This is a genomic window from Paraburkholderia madseniana (genome assembly GCF_009690905.1).
Taxonomy (GTDB): Bacteria; Pseudomonadota; Gammaproteobacteria; order Burkholderiales; family Burkholderiaceae; genus Paraburkholderia; species Paraburkholderia madseniana.
The window spans coordinates 1-23,725 of sequence record NZ_VOSW01000091.1 but is presented as its reverse complement, the minus strand read 5'-3'; the positions used below and the strand labels follow the sequence as shown (position 1 = coordinate 23,725).

General features: G+C 62.3%; 21 protein-coding genes. 14 read left to right on the top strand and 7 right to left on the bottom strand.

The features are described from left to right. Window positions 1–130 precede the first annotated feature (130 nt). Both FSO04_RS34760 and FSO04_RS34755 read right to left on the bottom strand, forming a co-directional pair. Entirely contained in the window at window positions 131–1,423 is a 1,293-nt protein-coding gene (locus FSO04_RS34760; protein ID WP_154566053.1) for an MFS transporter, read from the bottom strand. 29 nt (window positions 1,424–1,452) lie between these two features. Then, window positions 1,453–2,280, bottom strand: a complete 828-nt coding sequence (locus tag FSO04_RS34755) for an NAD-dependent epimerase/dehydratase family protein (RefSeq protein ID WP_154566052.1) — start codon at window positions 2,278–2,280, stop codon at window positions 1,453–1,455. A 418-nt stretch (window positions 2,281–2,698) separates the two neighbouring features. Here FSO04_RS34755 and FSO04_RS34750 point away from each other — a divergent pair, with 418 nt between their 5' ends. Beyond that, window positions 2,699–3,238, top strand: coding sequence for a DUF2867 domain-containing protein (locus FSO04_RS34750; RefSeq protein WP_154566051.1), 540 nt, complete (start codon window positions 2,699–2,701; stop codon window positions 3,236–3,238). Window positions 3,239–3,320: 82 nt separating this feature from the next. Here the strand turns inward: FSO04_RS34750 and FSO04_RS34745 are convergent, their stop codons facing one another. Beyond that, complete coding sequence (locus tag FSO04_RS34745) at window positions 3,321–4,142, bottom strand: alpha/beta fold hydrolase (RefSeq protein WP_054040238.1); 822 nt, start codon at window positions 4,140–4,142, stop codon at window positions 3,321–3,323. Window positions 4,143–4,781: 639 nt separating this feature from the next. On the opposite strand from FSO04_RS34745, the gene FSO04_RS34740 reads away from it, so the two are divergent. From FSO04_RS34740 to FSO04_RS34715, 6 genes are all read left to right on the top strand, one after another. Continuing rightward, complete coding sequence (locus FSO04_RS34740) at window positions 4,782–5,201, top strand: type II toxin-antitoxin system RelE/ParE family toxin (RefSeq protein WP_325063546.1); 420 nt, start codon at window positions 4,782–4,784, stop codon at window positions 5,199–5,201. Next, window positions 5,188–5,475: a helix-turn-helix domain-containing protein gene (locus FSO04_RS34735; RefSeq protein ID WP_063498788.1), complete on the top strand. Its 288-nt coding sequence runs from the start codon at window positions 5,188–5,190 to the stop codon at window positions 5,473–5,475. Before FSO04_RS34740 ends, FSO04_RS34735 begins: the two co-directional genes overlap by 14 nt. Before the next feature lie 387 nt (window positions 5,476–5,862). Further along, complete coding sequence (locus FSO04_RS34730) at window positions 5,863–7,275, top strand: cytochrome ubiquinol oxidase subunit I (protein WP_154566050.1); 1,413 nt, start codon at window positions 5,863–5,865, stop codon at window positions 7,273–7,275. A 23-nt stretch (window positions 7,276–7,298) separates the two neighbouring features. Further along, window positions 7,299–8,303, top strand: coding sequence for a cytochrome d ubiquinol oxidase subunit II (gene cydB / locus FSO04_RS34725; protein ID WP_154566049.1), 1,005 nt, complete (start codon window positions 7,299–7,301; stop codon window positions 8,301–8,303). Further along, window positions 8,278–8,469 (top strand): hypothetical protein, encoded by a 192-nt coding sequence (locus FSO04_RS34720; RefSeq protein WP_154566048.1) that lies wholly within the window; start codon window positions 8,278–8,280, stop codon window positions 8,467–8,469. The genes cydB and FSO04_RS34720 overlap by 26 nt, the downstream gene beginning before the upstream one ends. 340 nt (window positions 8,470–8,809) lie before the next feature. Continuing rightward, on the top strand, window positions 8,810–9,568 hold the full coding sequence (locus FSO04_RS34715) for a response regulator transcription factor (protein WP_154566047.1): 759 nt from the start codon (window positions 8,810–8,812) through the stop codon (window positions 9,566–9,568). A 45-nt stretch (window positions 9,569–9,613) separates the two neighbouring features. Here FSO04_RS34715 and FSO04_RS34710 read toward each other — a convergent pair whose 3' ends face one another. Next, window positions 9,614–11,395 (bottom strand): ATP-binding response regulator, encoded by a 1,782-nt coding sequence (locus tag FSO04_RS34710; protein WP_154566067.1) that lies wholly within the window; start codon window positions 11,393–11,395, stop codon window positions 9,614–9,616. Window positions 11,396–11,612: 217 nt separating this feature from the next. On the opposite strand from FSO04_RS34710, the gene FSO04_RS34705 reads away from it, so the two are divergent. Both FSO04_RS34705 and FSO04_RS34700 read left to right on the top strand, forming a co-directional pair. Beyond that, on the top strand, window positions 11,613–12,404 hold the full coding sequence (locus FSO04_RS34705; protein WP_154566046.1) for a hypothetical protein: 792 nt from the start codon (window positions 11,613–11,615) through the stop codon (window positions 12,402–12,404). A 212-nt stretch (window positions 12,405–12,616) separates the two neighbouring features. Then, window positions 12,617–16,027 carry an alpha/beta fold hydrolase gene (locus tag FSO04_RS34700; protein ID WP_154566045.1) on the top strand — a complete coding sequence of 1,137 codons (3,411 nt, stop codon included), beginning with the start codon at window positions 12,617–12,619 and terminating at the stop codon, window positions 16,025–16,027. A gap of 63 nt (window positions 16,028–16,090) precedes the next feature. On the opposite strand, the gene FSO04_RS34695 is transcribed toward FSO04_RS34700, so the two are convergent. Next, window positions 16,091–17,539 (bottom strand): FAD-binding oxidoreductase, encoded by a 1,449-nt coding sequence (locus FSO04_RS34695; protein ID WP_233465077.1) that lies wholly within the window; start codon window positions 17,537–17,539, stop codon window positions 16,091–16,093. After that, window positions 17,536–18,525, bottom strand: coding sequence for an isopenicillin N synthase family dioxygenase (locus tag FSO04_RS34690; RefSeq protein ID WP_154566044.1), 990 nt, complete (start codon window positions 18,523–18,525; stop codon window positions 17,536–17,538). Before FSO04_RS34690 ends, FSO04_RS34695 begins: the two co-directional genes overlap by 4 nt. 275 nt (window positions 18,526–18,800) lie before the next feature. Between FSO04_RS34690 and FSO04_RS34685 the strand changes: the two genes are divergently transcribed. The 5 genes from FSO04_RS34685 to hutC (FSO04_RS34665) all read left to right on the top strand — a co-directional run bounded on the left by FSO04_RS34685 (window position 18,801) and on the right by hutC (FSO04_RS34665) (window position 22,760). Beyond that, window positions 18,801–19,628 carry a transporter substrate-binding domain-containing protein gene (locus FSO04_RS34685; protein ID WP_154566043.1) on the top strand — a complete coding sequence of 276 codons (828 nt, stop codon included), beginning with the start codon at window positions 18,801–18,803 and terminating at the stop codon, window positions 19,626–19,628. A 27-nt stretch (window positions 19,629–19,655) separates the two neighbouring features. Beyond that, window positions 19,656–20,306 (top strand): amino acid ABC transporter permease, encoded by a 651-nt coding sequence (locus FSO04_RS34680; RefSeq protein WP_054040252.1) that lies wholly within the window; start codon window positions 19,656–19,658, stop codon window positions 20,304–20,306. A 30-nt stretch (window positions 20,307–20,336) separates the two neighbouring features. After that, window positions 20,337–20,999, top strand: a complete 663-nt coding sequence (locus tag FSO04_RS34675; protein WP_154566042.1) for an amino acid ABC transporter permease — start codon at window positions 20,337–20,339, stop codon at window positions 20,997–20,999. Between the two features lie 20 nt (window positions 21,000–21,019). Then, window positions 21,020–21,889 carry an amino acid ABC transporter ATP-binding protein gene (locus tag FSO04_RS34670; protein WP_154566041.1) on the top strand — a complete coding sequence of 290 codons (870 nt, stop codon included), beginning with the start codon at window positions 21,020–21,022 and terminating at the stop codon, window positions 21,887–21,889. 70 nt (window positions 21,890–21,959) lie between these two features. Next, complete coding sequence (gene hutC, locus FSO04_RS34665; RefSeq protein ID WP_154566040.1) at window positions 21,960–22,760, top strand: histidine utilization repressor; 801 nt, start codon at window positions 21,960–21,962, stop codon at window positions 22,758–22,760. 37 nt (window positions 22,761–22,797) lie between these two features. Here the strand turns inward: hutC (FSO04_RS34665) and hutC (FSO04_RS34660) are convergent, their stop codons facing one another. Continuing rightward, window positions 22,798–23,481, bottom strand: coding sequence for a histidine utilization repressor (hutC, locus tag FSO04_RS34660; protein WP_154566065.1), 684 nt, complete (start codon window positions 23,479–23,481; stop codon window positions 22,798–22,800). Window positions 23,482–23,725: the final 244 nt, after the last annotated feature.

Sequence of the window (23,725 nt, the reverse complement as noted above, 5' to 3'; positions counted from 1 at the left end):
ATCGGTTCGACGACTTGCAACACGACGATCGTCGATCAACGTTAAGCGGGAAGTAAAACAAATGGCGGCGTCCAGGGACGCCGCCATTTGTTTTACCCGGCGCGCTTCGAGCGCCGGCCCTAATCGCAACTCACCTGGCCGCAGCACCCGCCGCCATCCAGCGCGGATCGGGCGTCTTGTCGCCGCTTCGGGCCAGCAGGCACACCACAGCCGCCGCGACGATGTCGAATACCGCCAGCACCACAAACAACGGGCTGTAGCCGATCTGCGTGACCAGCACGCCGAACAGCGCCGTGAACGCCGCTGCGCCCAGGTAACCCGCCATGCCGCCCATGCCTGTGGCAGTGGCAACTTCGTTCTTGCCGAACATGTCGGAGGTAATCGCGTACAACGCACCCGACAGGGTCTGGTGAGCAAAACCGCCAACGCACAGCAGCGCGACGGCCGCGTAAGGACTCGCCACCAACCCGACGCAAGCCGGCCCGATCATGCAGAGCGCGCCAACGACGAACACCATCTTGCGCGACGTGAACAGCGAAACCTTCGCGTACTTATGAAACAGCGGGCTGAGGTAACCGCCGAGCACACAGCCGATATCTGCGGCAAGAAAAGGCATCCACGCGTACAGCGCGACTTCCTTCAGGTTCATGTGCCGCTCGGTCATCATGTACAGCGGAATCCACGCGTTGAAGGTCTGCCAGGCCGGCTCGGAAAGAATCCGCGGAATGCCGATCGCCCAGAAGTCGCGGCTGCCGAGCATGGATGCCCAACTGCGTTTGACCGCGCCGGCGTCGCTGTGCTTTGCCTCCTGCCCGCTGAGGATGTAATCGCGCTCGGTGTCGCTCAACAGCTTCTGTTTCTGCGGGTGTTTGTACAGCAGCATCCACAGCGCGCTCCAGACAATCCCTGCCACGCCGACGATCAGGAAAGCCCATTGCCATTGCCCGTGCAACAACGCCCAAACGACCAGCGGAGGCGCAAGCAACGCGCCGACGGACGAGCCGATATTGAACCAGCCGATCGCAACGGAACGCTCCTTGGCTGGAAACCACTCGCTCGTCGCCTTGACGCCGGCCGGGATGCCCGCCGCCTCAGCGATACCGAGCACGCCACGGAAGAACGCCAGGCTGCGCCAGCCCGTCGACCATGCCGCCGCGGCACAGGCCAGCGACCAGGCCAGCGCGAACGCCGCGAAGCCGATCTTGGTGCCGACGGTGTCGAGCACATAGCCCGCGACCGGCTGCATGAATGCATAGCAAAGTTGCCACGCCACCACGACGTGTGAATACTGCGCGGTCGTAATGTTGAGGTCCTTCATCAGCGTCGGCGCCGCCACCGACAACGTATTGCGCGCGAGGTAATTGATGATGAGCCCGGCCGCGACCAGGCTGACCATCCACCAGCGGATGCCCTTGATTTTCATGACTGTGTCTCCTCGTATTCCTTAACCAATCAGGACGGCTGGCCTGCGGTGTCGTTGCTCGCTGCGTCGTCGCGCGAGTAATCGATGCCGACGAAGCTGCCGCCCTGGTAACGCTGACCCAAGGCATCGAGCGGATTCGGCCGCGCCAGGATTTCCTCGGCGTAGGCTTCGGCGTCCTGAGTCGGCTGATAACCGAGGCGCTCGGCGCCGCTGTTGTCCCACCAGCTACGTGTGTTGGCTGACACGCCCCACACGGTGATGAACCCGATGTCCTCTGCCTCGACACAGCGGTCGAGGAAATGCAGCAGGTCTCGATGATCGAACCAGGTGCTCAGGTGTCGCTGCTCGGTCGGCCGCTCGAGGCAACTGCCGATGCGCACGCAAATACTCTCGATGCCGTGCTTGTCCCAATACATTCTGGCCAGTGCTTCGCCCCACACCTTGCTCAGGCCGTAGAAACCGTCCGGGCGCAGTGCGCAATCGAGACTGAGATGGTCGGTGACCGGATACATGCCGATCGCATGGTTCGAGCTGGCAAACACCACGCGCCGAACGCCTTGCCGGCGCGCACCCTCGTACACCTCGACCAGCGCGCGCAGGTTGTTGTCGATGATTTCGGGCAGCGGACGTTCCACGCTCGTGCCGGCGAAGTGAATCAGCACGTCGACGCCCTCCAGCAGGCGATCCACGACGGCGGGGTCGCGCAGGTCGCCGTGCATCACGTCCTCGCCTTCCACTAGCGGCACGAGGGGCTTCGAACCCGCGGCCGAACGCAAGGGGATGCCGCGGCCGACCAACGCCGTCCGCACTACCGAGCCGAGCTGGCCGCCGGCTCCACTCAGGGCAATCTTCTTCATAAGGATCCTTTACAGCGCCGCGAGCGATTAGAGCCGGAGGACGGCAAGCAGTCGAGCCGTGGCGGCAACGGGCTGGAACCAGCCCTTAGTTGTACGATAACGTACTATCTTCGATTCCAAGGCGGATTTCAACCAGGCATTTACCCGTACAAACGCCAGCCGCTTGGCGATTTATCTTTTGCAAACAAGTACCTATGTGACACTCAATTTATGTGACGTCGTATAACTTGATGCGCAAATTAATGCCTGGCCATACGTCATCCAGCGCATACGGTCGGTTGGTTCGATGGGCACCGATGCTTGAGCGCGCGCCGTCGAGCACGCGTAGACTTGACGCGCATGCGCGCGATCGAACTGCGGCGCCCCGCGGCGAAGTCGCCCTTTCCACCCCGTTCTCCTTTCGGCGCAGCACCATCCCATGCCAGATGCCCACCGTTCCGTGCTTTCCGTTGCCGTGCCGGCCGAATCCGGCGTGGCCCGCATATACGATGCCCCGGACCTCGCGGACGCGTACGCCGTCCGCTTGCCGGACAACGCGATCGACGACCCGGAATTGCTCGCGCGCTTTATGTTCGCCCATCAGGCGGGATGGATAGCGAAACTGCTGGGGCTGCGTGATGCGTTAGTCGCCCGCTTCGGGCTCAAGACGTCGAAGCAGTTGCGCATGGCGAATCCACCCGGCTCAAGGGATCGGGTCGACATCTTCCGAATCTACACGCGCAGCGCACGCGAGATCATTCTCGGCGAGAACGACAGCCATCTAGACTTCCGGCTTTCGATATTGCAGCAAACGCGCGATACGCACGAGGGCAGCGCGCGCTATCTGATTCTGTCCACGGTCGTGCACTGTCACAACGGGCTTGGGCGTTTTTATATCCTCGCCATCGCTCCGTTCCACCGGTTGGTGGTTCGCTCGACGTTGCGCCGAGCGGCGCGCATCGGCTGGCCAACTGCCTGAGCGGCGGCCATCGTACGCGGGTACGGGTGCGGCCAGCGCGGGATAATCTCCCTTCGCCAGCCGCACTTGCTACATCAACGCATTACGAGCCGATGAACTCCAGTAGATCGGCGTTCACCTTATCCGCCTCCACCGTGCACATGCCGTGCTGCCCGCCCGGGTAGACCTTGAGCGTGGCGTTCTTCACGATCTTCGCCGTCTTGCGGCCTGCGGCATCGATCGGCACGATCTGGTCGTCGTCGCCGTGCAATACCAGAGTCGGCACGTCGATCTTCTTCAGGTCTTCCGTGTAGTCGACTTCGGAGAACTGCTTGATGCAGTCGTACAAGCCCTTGATCGAACCGACCATGCCTTGTGCCCAGAACGAATCGATCACACCTTGCGACACCTTTGCGTTCGGACGGTTATAGCCGTAAAACGGCAACGCCAGATCCTTGAAAAACTGCGAACGATCCGCCTCGACACCCTTGCGGATGCCGTCGAACACGTCGATCGGCGTGCCCTCGGGATTGCCCTCTGTCTTGAGCATCAGCGGCGGCACCGCGCCGATCAGCACAGCCTTCGCCACACGTTTCGTACCGTGACGGCCGATGTAGTGCGCGACCTCCCCGCCGCCGGTCGAATGGCCGACCATCGTGGCGTCCTGCAGGTCGAGGTGTTCGATCAGCGCGGCGAGATCGTCGGCATAGGTGTCCATGTCGTTGCCGTCCCACGTCTGCGCCGAACGGCCATGGCTGCGCCGGTCGTGCGCGATCACGCGAAAGCCTTTACTGCCGAGGAACAGCATCTGCGCGTCCCAGGCATCCGCGGATAACGGCCAGCCGTGCGAGAAGACAACCGGGCGCCCCTTGCCCCAATCCTTGTAGAAAATTTCCGTACCGTCTTTCGTGGTGATCGTGCTCATCTGCTGACTCCTTCTGGATGAAGTCTGCCGTCGCCGGCAGGTGGATGAAACGTACCGCTCAAACCATTCGGGCAGCACAAGCCATGCCGCCCGACGAAAATCGTTAACAGCGAATGCAGGAAAAACTCGACGCGCGTGCGTGGGACATGGGAGGGAAACGACCAGCCGATGCATGATGAGACGCTCGCTCAAGCATGACACGGCCTGCAACGCATTTTGATGACGGACACACGAAGAACCGGATCGGTTCACGTGGTATTCGAAATGACTATCAGGAATGAAACAGCGGATGGCGATGCGGCGCTCATCCACTTCGAGCATGCGATGACGCTGAAGGAGCCGCCGGTTAGCCGCTTGCATGGTAGAAGCAAACTAGCTGATTGGCTAGCTAACAGGCTAATAGAAAGTCGGCACGAACGGCGTTATTGTCGGATGGTGACGAGTGGCCCTTGAGTGACCCTTGCATCGCTACTCCGATTCAATCAGCCCGTGAGAAAGGAGACCTCCGCCGTGCCGCGCCCGATATCGCGTCCCGCACGAATCAACCCTACCGAACACCTGGTTGCGCCAACGCCGTTGTAACCGCTCATCGCGGTCCTGCTTTCGCCCTCTTCCTGTCGTTCGATTTCCTGCCAGGCAATGCTCCCGGTTTTTGCTGACCTACAGCAACAAACTGCAAAGTGGGTTGCTTGTGCGAAAATAACATATTTGTTATTATTGACTCCAATGGCATTTACGATCGACTTCTACAACGAAAAGGTCAAAGTGAACGTTGCCTCCTTGCCGAAAACGCTGCTTGCACGCTTCATCGCGCTGGCCGATCGCATGGAGGAATACGGGCCGAATCTCGGCGAGCCGCACACTGCATCAATGGGTGGTGGCTTGTTCGAAATGCGCCTCAAAGGCGCAGAGGGCATCGCCAGAGTGTTCTACTGCTCGATCGTGGAACGGAAAATCGTCATGCTTCACAGCTTCGTGAAGAAGTCGCAACAAACGCCGCGTAACGAACTGGACGTTGCGCGCAAAAGACTGCTGGAGATCAGAAATGGCAACCTATAAGGCAATGCGCGAGCGGGCGCTCGCCGACCCCGAAGTACGCGCCGAATACGAACGGCTGAACCGCGAAGAATTCGCGCTGCTCGACCAGATGCTCGCCGCGCGCCGCGAAGCCGGCCTGACGCAGGCGCAAGTCGCCGAGCGCATGGGCACGAAAGCACCGGCCATCACCCGGCTGGAACGGGCTCTTGCGTCGGGGCAGCACTCGCCTTCTATCGACACGTTGCGCAGGTACGCGGCCGCGTGTGGCAAGCAACTGTTTATTTCGATCGCTTAGGCTTCGTCCGCGCGGTGTTGAGCGCTCGCGCCGCCTGTTGCGGCGATCTCTCGCTGACTGACATGACTGGAATGCGGCGTCCGCAGCGAGGGACCTAGTCACGAAGACGCCGGAGCCGCGTTGTTGCAGCGCGGTCTATTGCCGCAGTTCTGCGCAGACTACGAGAGACGCACGCAAGGACGCACTAAGGAAAACTTGATACCTATCAAGGCTTTGCCGTCTCAAAAACGAAAATACGCGCAAAACAACGTGGTTTTTTGACGCACGTCGCATTGCAGCAAAAGTTTCGCTCATCCCCTACTCTTGCGCCATCTGCCCAGCGCAGTGCGCACCGACAACGGTCGACGCGCGTAGTCCGCCCTCACGGGCATCACGACCTTCACGCTCATGAACTCCGCAATTTCGGCCTTCGATCTCGCCCGCATTCAGTTTGCGTTCACCGTCTCGTTTCACATTGTCTTTCCGGCGCTCAGCATCGGCCTCGCCAGTTTCATCGCTGTCCTCGAATGGCGCTGGCTGAAAACCGGCAAGGCTTACTACAAAGATCTTTGCCTGTTCTGGTCGAAGATCTTCGCAGTCGCCTTCGGTATGGGCGTCGTGTCCGGCGTCGTGATGAGCTATCAGTTCGGCACCAACTGGTCGGGCTTCTCCAGTTTCGCCGGACCCATCACCGGACCGTTGTTGATGTACGAGGTCATGACCGCGTTCTTCCTCGAAGCGGGCTTCCTCGGCATCATGCTGTTCGGCTGGCAGCGCGTAAGTCCGCGCGCCCACTTTGGTGCCACGCTGATGGTGGCGATCGGCACGCTGATCTCGACCTTCTGGATTCTCGCGTCCAATAGCTGGATGCAAACGCCGCAAGGTTTTGAAGTCGTCGACGGCCACGTCGTACCGCTCGACTGGTTCAAGATCATTTTCAATCCGTCGTTCCCTTACCGGCTTGCGCATATGGCGCTCGCGGCATTCATTGTCGCGGGGCTGGCGGTGTCGGCGGTGGGCGCATGGCATCTGCTGCGCGGCCGGCGCGATCCCGCGGTCAAGAAGATGTTCTCGATGGCGCTCTGGCTGCTCCTGATCCTCACACCGATCCAGGCATTCGTCGGCGATCAGCATGGTCTGAACACGCGCAAGTATCAGCCGGCCAAGATCGCCGCGATCGAAGGTCTGTGGGAAACCGAGAAAGGCGGCACCGCGCTGAACCTGTTCGGCATTCCGGATATGCAGGCGGAGACCACACGTTATGCCGTGTCGATTCCGCACCTCGGCAGTCTGATCCTCACGCATAGCTGGGACGGCGAAATTCGCGGCCTGAAGGAATTCCCGCCGCAAGACCGGCCGAACTCGACGGTGGTGTTCTGGAGCTTCCGCATCATGGCCGGACTCGGCGTGCTGATGATCCTGATGTCGCTGGCCGCATGGGCGCTGCGCCGTCGCGAACGTCTATTCGAAGCGAAGTGGTTCCAGCGCGTCGCCGTGGCCATGGGCCCGACCGGCTTCATCACGTTGCTGGCGGGTTGGGTCACCACGGAAGCAGGCCGTCAGCCGTGGGTGGTGTACGGCGTGATGCGCACCTCGCAGGCAGTATCGCCGCTCACCACGCAGCAGGTCGGCATCTCGCTGATGGCCTTCGTGGTCGTCTACTTCCTCGTGTTCGGCACCGGCATCTACTACATGCTCAAGCTGATGCGCTCGGGTCCGGCACTGCCGGGAAAGACACCGCACGGCGTGCCTGAGCACATGCCGAATCAGACCGCGCGCCGCCCGCTGTCCGCCGCCGATCACATGATCGACGCCGCCTAACCTCACTGCTTGCGAGAAAGAAAATGGACGTAACCGTAGCGTGGGCCGCGATCATTGCGCTGGGCCTATTCATGTACGTGGTGCTGGACGGCTTCGATCTGGGCATCGGCATCGTCTTCCCGTTCTTCCCCGATGAGAAAGAGCGCGACCTGATGATGACCACCGTCGCGCCCGTGTGGGACGGCAACGAAACCTGGCTGGTACTCGGCGGCGCCGCGCTGTTCGCGGTGTTTCCGGTGGTCTACTCGACCGTGCTGTCCGCGTTGTATCTGCCGCTGATCTTCATGCTCGTCTGCCTGATTTTCCGCGGCGTGTCGTTCGAGATTCGCGCCAAGGCCAAGCGCACCAAACATCTGTGGGACCTGGCATTCATCGGCGGTTCGGCGGGCGCGACGTTCTTTCAAGGCATCGTGCTGGGCGCGTTCCTGCAAGGCATCCCGGTGATCGACGGCGGCTATGCGGGCGACGCCTTCGGCTGGCTCACGCCGTTCAGCCTGCTGACGGGCCTCGGTCTGGTGATCACCTACGCGCTGCTCGGCTGCTGCTGGCTGGTCGCGAAGACCGAAGGGGATCTGCAACGCCGCCTGCATCGCGTAGTGTGGCCGCTAACGCTCGTGCTGCTCGGCTTCATCGCGATGGTTAGCCTGTGGACGCCGCTGCAAGATCCGACTATCGCGCAACGCTGGTTTCACGACAACCTGTTCTACCGTCTGCTGCCGGTGCCGTTCCTCGTGGCGATCTGCGCGTTCTTCATGCACCGCGCGGTGCGCGCTCGGCATCACAACACGCCGTTCGTGCTGGCGCTCCTTCTGGTGCTGCTCGGTTATGCCGGGCTGCTGGTGAGCTTGTGGCCTTATGCGATTCCGTCGAGCATGACGCTCTGGGAAGCCGCTGCGCCGCGCTCGAGCCAGATGTTCACGCTAGTCGGCGCAGCAGTGATTCTGCCGGTCATCATCGCTTATACGACGATGGGTTATTGGGTATTTCGTGGCAAGGTGCGTCATGGCGACCAACATCACTATCACTAAGGACGCGGGCGCCAACGCCGCACGCAGCACGTCTCAAACGCCGCGGCGCCGGCTGCCCGGCTGGCTGTGGTTCGTCGCGCTATGGTGCTTTGGCGTAGCCTCGGCGATGTCGCTCGGCTTCGCGTTCAAGCTTCTGATGAATGCGACGTTATTTGCAATCAAGTGAATCATGCGCTTGCCTAATTTCATCTGGTGCGCATAACCTGCGGATTCCCGCGTGGACGGCTTCAAAAATTGCGCCGTGCGGCTCGTCTTCGTAACAAGCCGGAACCTATGCGCGGGAGACCTACCTTACACATAATGCTGGTGCATCGAACCAGCCGGCGATTACATAAATAGATGTTCATTCGTGCGGCAAACTGCAAGGCGCGCCGCACCACCGATCGGCATATGATCGCGGGGTAGCCGGCAATGACGCGAATCGAGAATAGAAGTAAAACGGGAAGTAGAGCCAGAAGCACGGCGGTGACAGTCCACAACGCGCAGTCCCGACTCGCGGAGACATCATGAAGTTTCTTGTGGCCGACGACCATGAACTGATCCGGCAAGGCGTCAAAGGACTATTGCGCGGGCTCGATCCCGACGCGCAATTCGACGAAGCCGATAGCTGGGAATCCCTCGCCGCCGCCGCGCGGCCCGACGCCGACCACGACCTCGCCATCGTCGACCTGCATATGCCAGGTATGACCGGCGCGTCGTCGCTCGAAGTGCTGTTGAAGGCAAACCCGGCGTTGCCGGTCGTCGTGCTCTCCGCTGAAGAGTCGCCCGACGAAATGCGCGCGGTGCTGGCTGCCGGCGCGCTCGGCTTCGTGCCCAAGCGGCAGCCCGCCAGCGTCATGCTCAAGGCGATCGAGCTGGTGTTGTCGGGCGGCGCCTATGTGCCGATGGAGGCGCTCAGTCTGCTGGGCTCACGCGAGACGCAAGCCGCTCCCGCGCGTGCCGAAGCGCCCGCGGAGCTTGCCGCCCATGACGCCGCGCACGCGCCGACTCAGGGCGGCGCCGCGCTCACGGAACCGATCACGCAAATCCAGGCGCTGCAGCCGCACCAGCAACATCTGCTGGAGAACCTGTCGCCGCGACAGCAGGACATCATGCGGCTGGTGCATCGCGGCTGGACCAACAAGATGATCGCGCGTGAGCTGGGCGTCGCGGAAGGGACGGTCAAGGTGCATCTGTCGGTGATCTTCCGGGCGCTCGGCGTGCACAACCGGTCCACGGCAATCGCTGTGATCAACGGCTGGCTCGAGGCCGGGAAAACCCTCTAACAACAGATCAACGGGCGGCGCTCATGCCGCCCTTCATGTCACCCTTCACGCCGCCCGCCCCTTATCCAGTTCCGCCTGCTGCCACAGCATTTCCAGGGTGCGCCGCAAACGCGCCGGCGTAACCGGTTTGTGCAGCACCGGAATGCCTTGCAGGGCCAGCGCCGCCAGTTCGGCCGAGGCCATATCGCCCGTGATCAGCAAGGTCACCACACTGTCGTGGCCCGCCCGCCCGAGCACATTGCGCACGGCCGACAGCGCTTGCGCGCCGGTCCGGTGATTGGCCAACTGGTAGTCGCATAACACGGCATCCGGCACGAAGCCGTCTTCCAGCGCGACGAGCGCATCGACCTCGTCGCGTGCGCCACGCACGATGCAACCCCAGCGCCCCAGCAGACTGGTGAGGCCTTCGAGAATCGACGGTTCGTCGTCGATGCACAACACCCGCCGCCCCTGCGCCGACGGTCCACCCGCCACCGCCTCGTTCAGGCTCGCGACAATTCCGCCGGCGTCGCCCGCCTGCACCGGAAAGCGGAACACCGAGCCACGGCCCGGTGCCGAACGCAGTTGCAACTCGCCGCCGAGCATTTCGACGAGGCGCCTCACCGTCGGCAAGCCCAAACCGTGCCCTTGACGCGCGTCGCGCTGCGGATTGGCAACCTGGTAGAACTCTTCGAAGATGCGCTCGTGTTCCTCGGCCGGAATGCCGATGCCGGAATCGCGCACCTCGATATAGCCGCCCGAACGACGCCCTGCGCGGCGATAGCCGACCCAGATCGCGCCTTCCTCGGTATAGCGCACCGCGTTCGAGAGCAGATTGCTCAGCACGCGTTCGAGCAACACCGGATCGTCATGCAGGACCACCGAGGACGGTGCGATCCGCAGCGCCAGCCCCTTCGCCGCGGCCTGTGGGCGGTACTGGCTGCCGACCCGCTCGAACAGTTCCGACAGCCGGAAATGCAAGCGGATCACCTGGGTCACGCCGCTTTCGAGCCTGGCGAGATCGAGCACCTGGTTGAACAACTGATTCAACGCCTCGACGTTATAAACGATGTGTTGAGCCGTCCTGGCATGCTGCACGGGCGTCGCCGCCGAGTCGTTGAGCGAAGCCGCCAGCAAACCGATCGCATGCAGTGGCTGGCGCAAATCGTGGCTCGCGGCCGCAAAAAACCGCGTTTTGGCGAGACTGGCCTCTTCGGCGACACGCTTTTGCGCCGCCAGCGACTCCGCCAGATACTGTTGATCGACGCGCGCCTGCACGACCTGCTGGAACAGCTTGCGATAACTCAGCGCATAGACGTTGATCGCGCAGAAGAAGAACGCGAGGACGATCGCGAGAATGGTGCGATCGAACGTATGCGTGCCGAAATGCAGCACGATCGCCGGAAACAGCAGAAACGGAATCGCGGTCGAAAAATTCAGCAGATCGAAGCCGTTCGACATGAACACGCCGGCTGCCAGCGTGACGATCATCACGGTGTGCAACAGCGGCAAATCGGCCTGCGTGCTCTGGAACGCGAACCACACCGCAAACCCCGGCGCGCTGTACAGCAGCACGCCGCGCAGCGCATGCAGGTTGATCCAGCCGCGCGGCGTCGCGAGGTGTGGGTAGCGGCGATTGCAGATCCACAGTGCCAGGCCACCGCAATTGGCGGCCGCATAAAACCCGAAACACGCGATGAAAAGCGGCGGCGACGGCACGTTCGGCCAGTAGATCGCCACCAGCACCGCAATCGAGAACCAGTGCGAAAAGAAGGCGATCGGATCTTGCGCGTACAGCACGCGCACGAGGTCTTCGTCGATTGCACGCTGGATTGGGTCGGCCCGCATCATGCGGTCTCCTTTGTCCGGCACCGCAGATTGTTCTGACCGGATGGTTTACCCGGCAGTTTACCCATCAGCTACCACTTAATCCATATAGGCGAAGCGCCCGCCGGAAACCATACTGGCTTCACATTCCAGCGCGGCTCAAAAGTTCCAACACCCCCTTCTTTGCCTGCAGTCGAGGCTCCCCGCGCTCATTGCCTAACCCTTTATGGAGGTTTTCATGGGCGCAGTTCCGAGCCACGCGTTCGTCCGCAATCTCGACGATGCGATCCTGCCCGACCTGTGGCGTCGCCGTACCCAGTTGTCCGCCGACGAAATGGTGTCGATGGTCGATCTGGTCAAGCGGGCGCTACGCACCTACCACCCGCTTGAATTGCAGGCGCTCGGCGAAGACAAGGAAGAACTGGTCGCGCAGTTCATCTACGCGAAAGTACTGCGCCTCGCGCCCGGCCACACGGAAACGAATGCCTGCGCCGACAGCGCGCCGTCCAACGGCTATGCACTGTGCGCGTATTTTCGCCGTTACCTGATCGACTGTCTGCGTAGCGCCGGCCATCAACGCAACGTGTCGATGGAAAACGAAGGCATGGCGCAGGAAATCGATCTGCACGCGCAAGCACTGGAAGATCCGGTCGAAAGCGTGTTGCTGCAATACGGCCTCGACGAACAACGCGTGCGGCTCGCGGCACGGACTTTTATCGACAGCCTCGACGAGCCGGAGCGCATCGTGCTGGCCGGCAGCCTCGGCTGGTGCTCGGAAGGAAAAGGCGGTCTGTCGGCCGTCGCTGCTCAGCATCGTGTGCCCTCGTATCACTATCGCGCCGTCAAACTTGGCGTCACCATGAAAAAGACGGCCGGGGCCGACGAATTTTCCAATACCAAGATCGGCCGCTGGCTGATTGACGTCCTCGGCATCGCGATCGATCTCGACAACCGCGCGGCGATTCTGATCGCCTTGAACCTGCTCGCCGCCGAATCGAGCGACAGCGAAATGAATGAAGTAGCCGCCTAATAGCGCGTTGACAGGCCAGCGTGGGCCGACGGCGGTTCTCTCCCTTTTCCAAAAATCGAACACGCCCCATGCAAACGCCGCGCGCCACGTACGATGCGCCTTTTTTTGTCATCGCGCACCGCCTACGATAAAAAAGCCGCAGCCGCACGCCGTCTTCCTTCCGAAGTCCGGGTTCCCCTACCCGGCATCCCCTTCCTGACGAGGTGGTCTGAATGAACCGCTTATCGAGCGCCCTGACAGCAATTCAGTCGCATTACGACGTGGTGGTGGTGGGATCGGGATATGGCGGGGCGATTGCCGCGAGCCGTATGGCGCGTGCCGGCAAAAACGTGTGCGTGCTGGAACGCGGGCGCGAATTCATGGCCGGCGACTATCCGCGCACGCCGATCGAAGGCGCCACCGAGGTGCAATACAACACCGCGCTCGCACAAATCGGCTCGCCGCTCGCGCTGCTCGAAGTCCACGTGAATGAAGACGTGAATGCGGTGGTGGGCTGCGGACTGGGCGGCACCTCGCTGATCAACGCAAATGTCGCGCTCGAAGCCGAACCGCGCCTATGGGACGACGACCGCTGGCCCGAGGCGCTCCGCGCCGACAAGGCGGGACGCGACAAGGGCTATGAACTGGCTCGCGCCATGCTGCAACCGTCGGCGGTGTCCGGCGATTTTTTGCAGTTGCCGAAACTGCTGGCGCTCAAAAAATCCGCGCAGGCGCTCGGCATGGAAGACCGCTTTTACCCCCCGCCGGTCACGGTCACTTTCGAGGACCGCATCAACGCTGCGGGCGTCGAGCAGAAAGCCTGTGTCGGATGCGGCGATTGCAACTCGGGTTGCAACTACGACGCGAAAAATTCGACGCACATGAACTACCTGCCCGATGCGGTCGCGCACGGCGCCCATATTTTTACCGGCGCAGCGGTGCATTCGGTGTTGCGCGACGCCGCCACACAAAAGTGGATCGTGCACTTTCAGGAAGTGAAGCTGGGCCGCGAGAGTTATGACGCACCCGATCTGTTCGTGAGCGCCGATGTCGTCATCATGTCGGCCGGCACGATCGGTTCGACTGCCCTGCTGTTGCGCTCGCGCAAGGAGGGCTTAAGCGTGTCGGACATGCTCGGCCAGCACTTCACCGGCAATGGCGACGTGCTGGCCTTCGCCTACAACACCGAAGACGTGATCAACGGCGTCGGCTGGGGTGCCCACAAGAAGGGGGACATCCCACCGGTCGGACCGACCATTACCGGCATCATCGACCACCGCAACACCGCTAACGTGACCGACGGCTTCGTAATCGAAGAAGGCTCGCTTGCCGGGCCAGTCGGCGCCGCGCTGGTGGCCCTGCTCGGCGGCGCCGCGTCGTTCGAAGGCGTCGACATTCCCACGCCGCGCGACGCCGGGGAACCGCTCGGCTACGACGCGCGCGTGATCGAGAGCTTCCTGCGGGGCCCCTATCACGGCGCCCTCAATCACACGCAAACCTACCTGGTGATGGCGCATGACGACGAAAGCGGCCAGATCAGCGTGAACGACAAAGGCAGGCCGCGCATCGCCTGGCCGAACGCAGGCAAGCAGCCGATCTTCCAGACCGTCGAAGAAACGCTCGAGAAGGCGCAGGCGCCGCTCGGCGGCAAATACATGCGCAACCCGATTTCGACCAAAATGCTCGGCGACCAGATTGTCACCGTGCATCCGCTCGGCGGCTGCGGCATGGGCGAGGACGCGGCACGTGGCGTCGTCGATCATGAGGGTCGAGTCTTTAGCGGCACGACCGGAAATGCGGTGCACGAAGGCCTATACGTGATGGACGGCGCGGTCATGCCGATGTCGCTCGGCGTCAATCCGCTGCTGACGATTTCCGCGCTGGCGGAACGCAATTGTGCGCTGCTCGCCAACGCGCGAGGCTGGAACATCGATTACGAGGCCAAGGGCACGGCCGCTACGCCCACGCCCCAGAAGATCGGCCTGCGCTTCACCGAAACGATGATTGGCACTTATACGCCGGCAGTGGCGGGCGAAGCTGCTACCAGCCCGATCGAATTCACACTGACGGTGGAATCGGACGATCTGGCCGATATGCTGAGCAATCCGCAACATCTGGCCCACACTACGGGCACGCTGACCTGTCCCGCGCTCTCCGCGCAACCGATGACGATCACGGACGGCACCTTCAATCTGTTCGTGGTCGACGAATCGGATGTGGACGAGCGCAACATGAATTACCGCATGACGCTCAATTCCACGGAAGGCAAGAAGTACTACCTGACAGGACAGAAAATCATCACGCGTACATCGCCGATCAATCTCTGGGACCAGACCAACACGCTCTATGCCGAACTCCGCGACTCGGCGCAAGCGGATGCGCCGGCGATCGGCAAAGCAACGCTGATCATTACGCCCGAGAATTTCCTCAAGCAGCAACGCACGCTCGAGGTCACCAACACCCCTGACCTGACGTCGCGCCTTGAATGGACCCTGAAGTTTGGCAAGTTTTTCGCGGGCGTGCTGTTCACCGAATATGGCGGCGTGGCCGCGCCTTTGCAGTTTTATGATCCGAAGGCGGAGCCGCGCCTCAAACGCGCGCTACGCGCGCCCGCGCCGCAAGTCGTCTTCTTCGACACAGCCGACGGGACCAGACTTCGACTCACGCGCTACGCCGGGCCGTCCGACAAACCGCTGCGTCCCGTGCTGCTGATCCATGGCTCGGGTGTATCGAGCCGGATCTACTCCACCGATCTGATCGGAACCAACCTGGTGGAATATCTCTGCGCAGCCGGCTACGACGTGTGGCTCGTCGATCTGCGCGTCAGCATCGAAATGCCGAGCGTGCTGGTGCCGACCAATGTCGACAAGGTCGCTCGTGAGGACATTCCGGCCGCGGTCGCCAAAGTGCGGGAGTTGACCAACGTGCCGGACATTCAGGTGCTGGGCCACTGCATGGGTGGACTGGCGTTGACCATGTCGCTGCTGTACGGCCTCAAGGGCGTGCGCTCGGCGGTGATCTCGCAGGTCTCGGCGCATCCGGTGCCGGGCACGCTGGAAAAAATCAAGTGCGGGTTGCACGTCCCTGACATCATGGAGCATCTCGGCGTGCTCGATCTGACCGCTTTTACGGAGCACAGGTCGTGGCCCCATAACCTGCTCGATGAAGCATTGCGGCTCTACCCGCTCAGTCATAAACAGGGCTGCGGCAGCCCGATCTGCCACCGGGCGACCTTCCTTTACGGCCTGCTCTACGAACACGAGCAGCTAAATGAGACGCTTCATTCGAATCTGCAGGAACTGCTCGGCGTGCACGACGTCTCCGTCTTCAAGCATCTCGCTGCAATGGTGCGAGCGGGCAAGGTCGTCGATGCCGAAGGCCGAGACGTCTATCTGAGTGGCGCTGACGGCATGAAGGGCCTGGATGGTTTGCGCCTGCCGATCGGCTTTATCCATGGCGAGAAAAACGAAACCTATCTGCCGAAGAGCACCTTGCTGACCTATGACATGCTGGTCGAGCAATGGCCCGAGCAGCCGTATGAACGGCATCTGATTCCCGGCTACGGGCACATCGACTGTATCTTCGGCAAGAACGCGGCGGTGGATGTCTATCCGGTGATTGCGCGGTATCTGAATGCGCATTGACGGAACGGCCAGGGCGTAGCCGCGCGTTACGCCCGCGAACCGCTGGCGCGCGGCGCACCCTGTTCAAAACAACTTGCCCGGATTCAGAATGCCGTGCGGGTCCAGCGCATGTTTGATGGCCGCCATTGCAGCCAATTCAGCCGGCGAGCGCGAGATCGGCAAGAACTCGCGCTTGAGCAAGCCGATCCCGTGTTCCGCCGATACCGAACCGTGCAACGGTCCCAGCATCCCATAGACGAACGCATACACCGCGTGATGATCGACGCCGGGAATCGAATGGCCGTCGACGGTGAGATGCAGATTCGAATCGCCGATATGGCCGAAGAAATACGACAAGTTGCCCGGCCAGCGCTGATCGAGCGCCGCGCGGCAACGGTCGACGAAAGCGCCGATCTCGCCGATGGGCAGGCTCACGTCGAAGTTGATCGGATCCATCCGTACCGGAAACTCGGCAGTGCATTCGCGAATCGCCCATAACGCGCGCACGTCGGCCACCGATTGCGCGATCACCGCGTCGCGGATCGCTTCTGAATCGAGCGCTTCGGTCAGCACGGCAGAGAAGCGTTCGCCGTCGTCACCCGCGTCGAAGCTCGCGTGTTCGATCAGCGCATAGAGCGGGTGCGAGTCGGCGAATGGCGAGCGCGTGCCCGTCAGCTTCACGCCGAAATCGTAGAAATCCGGCCACATGATCTCGAACGCGCCGATGTCGTTGCCAAAGCGCGTCGACAGGCGGCGCAGCAGGTTCACGGCGGCGGCGTAATCGTCGAGCGCGACGAGCGCGGTGTGGCGCGCCGCGCGTGGCGGATGGAGCCGCAGCACCGCGCGCGTGATCACGCCGAGCGTGCCTTCCGAACCGATGAACCAGTGTTTGAGGTCGTAGCCGGTGTTGTTCTTGACCATCTTGCCGAGCGAAGTCAGCACGTCGCCGTTGGCGAGCACGACTTCGAGGCCGAGCACCTGATCGCGCGCGGTGCCCGACTGGATCACGCGATTGCCGCCCGCGTTAGTCGCCAGATTGCCGCCGATCTGGCACGAGCCGCGCGCGCCCAGATCGAGGGCGAGTTCGAAACCCGCTTCGGCGGCGGCTTCCTGCGCAGTTTGCAAAGTCGTGCCGGCGCGCACGGTCAGCGTGGCCGACGCGGTGTCGATTTCTTCGACGCCGGTGAGCCGTTCGAGCGACAACGCGATATCTGTCGCGCGCGCAATCGCGCCACCTGCGAGACCGGTCATGCCGCCCTGCGGCACCACCGGTTGATGCGCTGCGTGGCAAATGGCCAGTGCGCGCGAGACTTCTTCCGTGCTGCGCGGCAAAAGCAGCGCGGCGGGACGTGTCGGATCGTGGCGGGTCCAATCGGTCATCGCGTGCTCGCCGATCTGCTCGCCAACGCGCACTGCGTCGGCCCCGAGCGCGGCGCGCAGCGCGTCGAGCGTTGCGGAAAGCGGCGCTGCGCTGACGTTTGCGTTGCTGCCCACGCTGCTTGCGACGCCGTTTGCCAAACTGTTATCTGTCATGCAGTGGTTCCTTGCGTTCCTTCAACCGCCCGTTTCTTGCGATAGCCCATCGAATCATTGATTCGCCCGAGGATGTAGTCACCCGCGGCGACTGGCTGATACTTGAGTTCGGCATCACTCGTACCGAGCTCGCGCGGATCGACCATCGCACCGTAAGTGGGATCATAAAACGTCGCGATGGAATAACGCTCGCGCCCCGACGCATTGATCACGCGATGCAAGGTGGAGCGGAAGCGGTCATTGGTCCAGCGCGCCAACAGATCGCCGACGTTCACCACGAAGCTGCCCTCGATCGGCGGCGCATCGACCCACGTATCGTTGGCGATCTCACGCACCTGCAAGCCCCCCACCTGATCCTGCCACAGCAAGGTAATGCAGCCGTAGTCGGTATGCGGCGCGACGCCGAACTGATCCGCGTCCGATTGGGGCGGCTGCGGCGGATAGTAGACCATCTGCGTGCGCTGCATCCGCTTCGTATAGCGCGGCGCGAAGAAATGTTCGTCGACGCCGAGACTCACCGCCACGGCTCGCAGCAGATCGGCGCCGCATGCGGCGACCGCTTCGTAATAGCCGTAGAGCGCAGGCCGCAGCTCAGGCATGAAATCCGGCCAGTTGTTCGGCCCTCGCAACGCCTGTCCGGCCTTCACATCGGGATCGTCCTCAGGCACCTCCAGGCCGATGCTGAAGAACTCCTTGTAGTCGGGACGCTTGGCCTGATACATGGTGGCGTCGCCGAGCGCGTTGAAACCGCGATGCCGTTGATTGACCGCCGCACGCCGCTTCGTCTCCACCGGAAACGCAAAGAACGTGCGCGCCGCCTGTTCGGCCGCATCGATTGCCGCTTGCGGCACGCCGTGATTGACGATGTAGAAGAAGCCGATCGTCGTGCACGCTTCGCGGATTTCGCGCGCCACGCGCGTCAAAGCTTGCGGGTCGCCAGCACGCACGCCGGCAAGGTCGATGATCGGAATGCGGGTCACGGGCATTGCGTTGCTCCCTGGAGGGCTAGTCAATTCAACCGACGAAAGAGGCTGATGAATCAGTCGCGACAAGCTCGCCTGCCTCGTGCATTCCAGTTGTATATACCGCCAAAAGCGTACCCGCAAGTTGCTTTGCGGGGCTTCACGTAAGGGCTTTTCTCTACTCGTGCGTTTATTTATTTCGCGCGAAAACTGCGGTATATACTGCATCGCATGACTCGCGCCGGTCCATGCTGACGAACCGCTTTCGCGCGACACCGCTTTGCCAACCGGAGAATCCCATGAGCATCCTTGCAGGCTGGAAGTGTCGTTTGGTCATGCTGGCGTTGTGCGCGGCAAGCGTCACCGCCCACGCGGAAGACCAGCTCGCCAAAGTGAAGAAAGCAGGCGAACTGGTGGTGGGCACCGAGATGCAGTTCGCGCCGTTCGACTTCCTTGAAAACGGCCAGCAAGCGGGCTTCAATAAGGACCTGTTCGCCGAGGTCGGCAAGGAAATGGGCGTCAAGGTGCGCTTCATCGACTTGCCGTGGCCGAGCGTGCTGCCGGGTCTCGAAGCCGGCAAGTTCGATATGGTGGGCGGCCCACTGACAGTCACGAAGGCGCGCATGGAACGCTACACGTACACCCTGCCGATCGCGGACGCCACCGACGCGCTGCTCAAGCGCGCCAACGATTCCGCCGTCAAGCAATCGTCGGATATCGCCGGCAAGACGGTCGGCGCGGGCAAAGGCTCGGCCCAGCTCGACCAGTTGAAGACCTACGTCGCCACCTTGCCGAAGCCGCCTGAAATCCGCGAATACGTCGACAACAATCAGGCCTACGCCGATCTCGCCGCCGGCCGCATCGCGGCGGTCGCGAACTCGATGACCAACATCGCGTATGTCGCGAAACAACGTCCCGAAACCTTCGCTGTGGTGCAGCCGCCGTTCGGCGCGAAAGTGTACTTTGCTTACTGCCTGCGTAAAGACGCGGACAGCAAGACGCTCGCCGATGCTTTCAACGCCGCGCTCGTGAAAATGCACAACGACGGGCGCCTCGCGACCTTGCAGAAAAAGTGGTTCGGTGTCGCGATGGATGCGCCGACAACGATGCCGACGCCGAACTATTGATGCACTGATCTAGCGAGTGCGACGCGTATGTTCAGCACGACCGTCTTCCTCCAGGGCCTGCCGCTGCTGCTGCATGCGGCACTCGCTACCATCGGCATTTCACTGACGGGCCTCCTGATCGGTTTCTTCGTCGCGATCGGCGTGTGTGCCGCACGCCTCTCCCCGAAGCGCTGGGCGCGCATGTTCGGCGGCGCCTACGTGTTCTTTTTTCGCGGCGTGCCGATGCTCGTGCAACTGCTGCTGGTGTATTACCTGCTGCCGTTCGCCGGGATCAACGTATCGCCCATCGTCGCGGCAATCAGCGCCGTGTCGCTGTGCTCCGCGTCCTATATCGCCGAGATTCTGCGCGGCGGCTTTCTCAGCATTCCGCCGGGCCATCTCGAAGCCGCGCGCATGCTCGGGCTCTCACCGTTCGATATGCTGCGGCGCATTCTGGTGCCGCAGGCGTTTCGCTTGACGCTGCCTTCGCTCGTCAACGAAATGGTGCTGCTGATCAAGGCTTCGTCGCTGATTTCGGTGGTGGGCGTGGCCGAGTTGACGCGTACCGCGCAGAACATCGCGGCCAGCACCTATCGGCCGCTCGAAGCCTACGTCGCTGCCGGGCTGATTTACTTCGTGATCTGCGGCACGCTGGCGCTCGTCGCGCACGCCGCCGAATACCGTTTGCAGCACGCCTGACCCACCTAGAGCTTGAGATTGAAATAGGCCATGCAAAAGCTCGACCCCACCGTCATTACGCACAACCTGCAGCCGATTGCCGCCGGTCTCGCGACCACGCTCGGCACCTGGGCCGCGGGCGTCGCGATCGGCATTCTGATCGGCTTTCTCATCGCCGTGCTGCAGCTCTTTTGCGGACGCTGGGTGCGCGGCGTATTGCGCTTCTACATCGAACTGTTTCGCGGCACGCCATTTCTGGTGCAATTGTTTTTGCTGTACTACGGCGGCCCGTCCTTCGGCCTCACGCTCGAACCGATGACAGCCGGTGTGCTCGGATTAGGCCTCTACGGCAGCGCGTATTTCGCCGAAGCCTTTCGCTCCGGCTTTCAATCGGTGCCGCCGGGTCATCTCGAAGCGGCAGCCTGTCTCGGACTCACCCGCTGGCAAGCCGTCCTGCGCATTCAGGTGCCGCAAATGCTGGTGCTGATCGTGCCTGCGCTGACCAATCTGATTATCGTGTTGAGCAAGGAAACCGCGGTGCTGTCGATCGTCACCGTCCCCGAGCTCACGTTCGTGCTGACCGGCATCGGTTCGGCCACCTTCGCTTTTGTCGAAACGCTGCTGGTGCTGTGCGTGTGCTATCTCGCGCTGGTCGAATTGACCTCGCGCGCGGGCATGTGGGCCGAAACCCGCATCGCGCGCTTCATGGCATGAACGGAAATCCGGACCATCTTATGAACGCTATCGCCGACATGCCGTCCTCCACTTCCACCGCTGCCTTCGATACACCGCCCGGCGCGCCGCTGATCGAAGTGCGCGACCTGAAGAAACGCTTTGGCGAGGTCGAAGTACTGCGCGGCGTCGATCTCGAGATCGCCCGCTCCGAAGTGGTCTGCATCATCGGCCCATCGGGCTCGGGTAAGAGCACGCTGCTGCGCTGCCTCGCCGCGCTCGAAACCTACGATCAGGGCGACGTGCGCATCGAAGGCGAACTGCTCGGTTACAGCGAGCGCAATGGAAAACGCGTGCGAGCGTCGCAAGGCGAGATCAATCGCGTGCGGCGCAACGTCGGCATGGTGTTTCAGCAATTCAATCTGTGGCCGCATATGACGGCGCTCGGCAATGTGATGGAAGCGTTGCTGCGCGTGCGCAGTCTGTCACGCGATGAAGCGCGCCGCCGCGCCAATGCGATGCTGGAAACCGTTGGCCTCGCGCATAAGGGAGATGCCTACCCGTCGAAACTCTCGGGCGGCCAGCAGCAGCGCGTTGCAATTGCTCGCGCGCTGGCGATGGAGCCGCACATCATGCTGTTCGACGAGCCGACCTCGGCGCTCGATCCCGAACTGGTCGGCGAAGTATTGCAAGTGATGAAGCAGCTCGCGCGCGACGGCATGACGATGGCTGTCGTCACGCACGAAATGGGCTTTGCCGCGCAGGTCGCCGACAAGGTGATGTTCATCGATCAGGGGCGCATCGCGGTGCAAGGCAAGCCGCGCGAGGTCTTTCACGATGCCGGGCAGCCGCGTTTGCGGCAGTTCCTGCAAAACTACTTCGACCGCAATGCCTTCTGGGCGCGCGGTCCGGATGATGCGGAGCCGGTATGAACTTGCGCCGATGCCCTCGCGATTCGGCTGGCTCGTGCAGTTCACGCGGACTGTAGCGCAAGGGCCGCCGATGTCCTCCACCGTTCGCAGCAAAGCTCACGACAATCCGCCCGCCGCGGCGATGAAAACCGCGCGCGTGGTGACTGACGCACCGGCCGCCCGCTACGAACAGGTCAAGACCCACATCCGCCAGATCATCGAATCGGGCGCGCGGCAAGCGGGCGACCGTCTGCCGTCCGAGCTGGACCTGGTCGCGACGTTAGGCGTGTCGCGCATGACGGTGAACCGCGCGCTGCGCGAACTCGCCGATGAAGGCCTCGTCACCCGCGTGTCCGGCGTCGGTACGTTTGTCGCGCAAACCAAGCCGCAATCGACGCTGCTGATGATCGCCCATATCGGCGACGAGATCCGCTCGCGCGGTCACGAATACAGCTACGATACCGTCCTCTCGCAACGCGAAACTGCGCCGGTGACGGTGTCGAACGCATTAGGGCTTGCGCCCGGCGCTTCCGTGTTTCATGTGATTTGCGTGCATCGCGAGAACGGTCTGCCGGTGCAGCTCGAAGACCGCTACGTCAATCCGGTCACGGCGCCGGACTTCCTGAAGCAGGATTTCTCTACGACGAGGCCGTCCGAGTATCTGTTCGAGACCGTGCCGGCGCATGACGTCGAGCATGTCGTCGACGCGGGTCTGCCGACGCGCGCCGAAGCCGAGTGGCTGGAAATTCGCGCCGATGAGCCGTGCCTGACGCTGATGCGCCGCACATGGACGAGCGGCGTTGCGGTCACGTTCGCGCGTTTCGTGCATCCGGGCTCGCGGTATCGGCTGGGTTGCCGATTCACGCCGGATCTGTCGCAGCGCCAGGGCTAGCGGCGCGAGCGCCGTGCCCTCGCCCGCTTCCTGCCACTCACACGTTGCCCGCCAGATGGAAACGCGACGCCGGATGCCACAGTTGCACCGACGTCGCCACATCATCACCGACCCATGTGCGGCGCCATAGCTGCAGGCAAGGCTCGCCGATATCCATCATCAGATGCCGCCGCACATACGCGTCGGGCTTCTGCGCATAGATACGAAACTCCGCGCGCTGGATCGGCGCGAGCCGCACCATGTAGTGATTCGGCGTCTCGACAGTGAAGTCCTGCTCCAGGTACTCGGGGAACACCTTCGGATTGACGTAGCGATCTTCGTACTGGATCGGCTCGCCCTCTTCGCTGTGTACGATGCACGAGTGAAACGCCGGGCCGCTGGCAAGACCGAGCGCTTCGAGCGCTTGCTGATCGTCGCTGGGTTCGAGCGTCAGCACACGTGCGGAATGGCGATGGCCACGTGCGGCGATTTCGTCGGCGATATTGCGGATTTCCAGCACCGTGGATTCGTAGCGCTGTGGCGCGACGAACGTGCCGGAACCTTGCACGCGCGTCAGCACGCGTTCGGTGGTGAGCTCACGCAGCGCGCGCGATACCGTCATGCGCGCGACGCCGAATTCTTTAACCAGCTCCGTTTCGGATGGGATCAGGCCGCCCGGCTTCCAGTCCCCCTCGCTGATGCGCCTGATTACATAGCGCTTGATCTGCTCATAGGCGGGCATCGCCTTGGCGGGTGTCTCAGGGGTGCGACCCGGGCGGTCCTGCGTGTCTGCGGTTTGCGCGTTTGTAATAGTGTTCACGTCGACCTCGTGGGTGGTACGCGGGTGGTACACGTTAGGCCGGTTCACCGGCGGGTAAGCCCGCTCACCGGCTTTGTCTCCATCTATCTGATTCATCCATTCGAGCCGGCCACGCAATTGCAGTAACGAGCGTCGTCAACCTGCGTGGGCAGTTGCCCGGCCGTCG

Bases quoted from the DNA above. Each gene is read 5' to 3' on its own strand.
- FSO04_RS34715 (WP_154566047.1), top strand. From the start codon at position 8,810: ATGAAGTTTCTTGTGGCCGACGACCATGAACTGATCCGGCAAGGCGTC.
- FSO04_RS34730 (WP_154566050.1), top strand. From the start codon at position 5,863: ATGAACTCCGCAATTTCGGCCTTCGATCTCGCCCGCATTCAGTTTGCG.
- FSO04_RS34690 (WP_154566044.1), bottom strand. From the start codon at position 18,525: ATGCCCGTGACCCGCATTCCGATCATCGACCTTGCCGGCGTGCGTGCT.
- FSO04_RS34735 (WP_063498788.1), top strand. From the start codon at position 5,188: ATGGCAACCTATAAGGCAATGCGCGAGCGGGCGCTCGCCGACCCCGAA.
- FSO04_RS34700 (WP_154566045.1), top strand. From the start codon at position 12,617: ATGAACCGCTTATCGAGCGCCCTGACAGCAATTCAGTCGCATTACGAC.
- FSO04_RS34670 (WP_154566041.1), top strand. From the start codon at position 21,020: ATGAACGCTATCGCCGACATGCCGTCCTCCACTTCCACCGCTGCCTTC.
- hutC (WP_154566040.1), top strand. From the start codon at position 21,960: ATGTCCTCCACCGTTCGCAGCAAAGCTCACGACAATCCGCCCGCCGCG.
- FSO04_RS34675 (WP_154566042.1), top strand. From the start codon at position 20,337: ATGCAAAAGCTCGACCCCACCGTCATTACGCACAACCTGCAGCCGATT.
- FSO04_RS34755 (WP_154566052.1), bottom strand. From the start codon at position 2,280: ATGAAGAAGATTGCCCTGAGTGGAGCCGGCGGCCAGCTCGGCTCGGTA.
- hutC (WP_154566065.1), bottom strand. From the start codon at position 23,481: ATGCCCGCCTATGAGCAGATCAAGCGCTATGTAATCAGGCGCATCAGC.
- FSO04_RS34710 (WP_154566067.1), bottom strand. From the start codon at position 11,395: ATGCGGGCCGACCCAATCCAGCGTGCAATCGACGAAGACCTCGTGCGC.
- FSO04_RS34720 (WP_154566048.1), top strand. From the start codon at position 8,278: ATGGCGACCAACATCACTATCACTAAGGACGCGGGCGCCAACGCCGCA.
- FSO04_RS34685 (WP_154566043.1), top strand. From the start codon at position 18,801: ATGAGCATCCTTGCAGGCTGGAAGTGTCGTTTGGTCATGCTGGCGTTG.
- FSO04_RS34750 (WP_154566051.1), top strand. From the start codon at position 2,699: ATGCCAGATGCCCACCGTTCCGTGCTTTCCGTTGCCGTGCCGGCCGAA.
- FSO04_RS34680 (WP_054040252.1), top strand. From the start codon at position 19,656: ATGTTCAGCACGACCGTCTTCCTCCAGGGCCTGCCGCTGCTGCTGCAT.
- FSO04_RS34760 (WP_154566053.1), bottom strand. From the start codon at position 1,423: ATGAAAATCAAGGGCATCCGCTGGTGGATGGTCAGCCTGGTCGCGGCC.
- FSO04_RS34745 (WP_054040238.1), bottom strand. From the start codon at position 4,142: ATGAGCACGATCACCACGAAAGACGGTACGGAAATTTTCTACAAGGAT.
- FSO04_RS34705 (WP_154566046.1), top strand. From the start codon at position 11,613: ATGGGCGCAGTTCCGAGCCACGCGTTCGTCCGCAATCTCGACGATGCG.
- cydB (WP_154566049.1), top strand. From the start codon at position 7,299: ATGGACGTAACCGTAGCGTGGGCCGCGATCATTGCGCTGGGCCTATTC.
- FSO04_RS34695 (WP_233465077.1), bottom strand. From the start codon at position 17,539: ATGACAGATAACAGTTTGGCAAACGGCGTCGCAAGCAGCGTGGGCAGC.
- FSO04_RS34740 (WP_325063546.1), top strand. From the start codon at position 4,782: ATGCTCCCGGTTTTTGCTGACCTACAGCAACAAACTGCAAAGTGGGTT.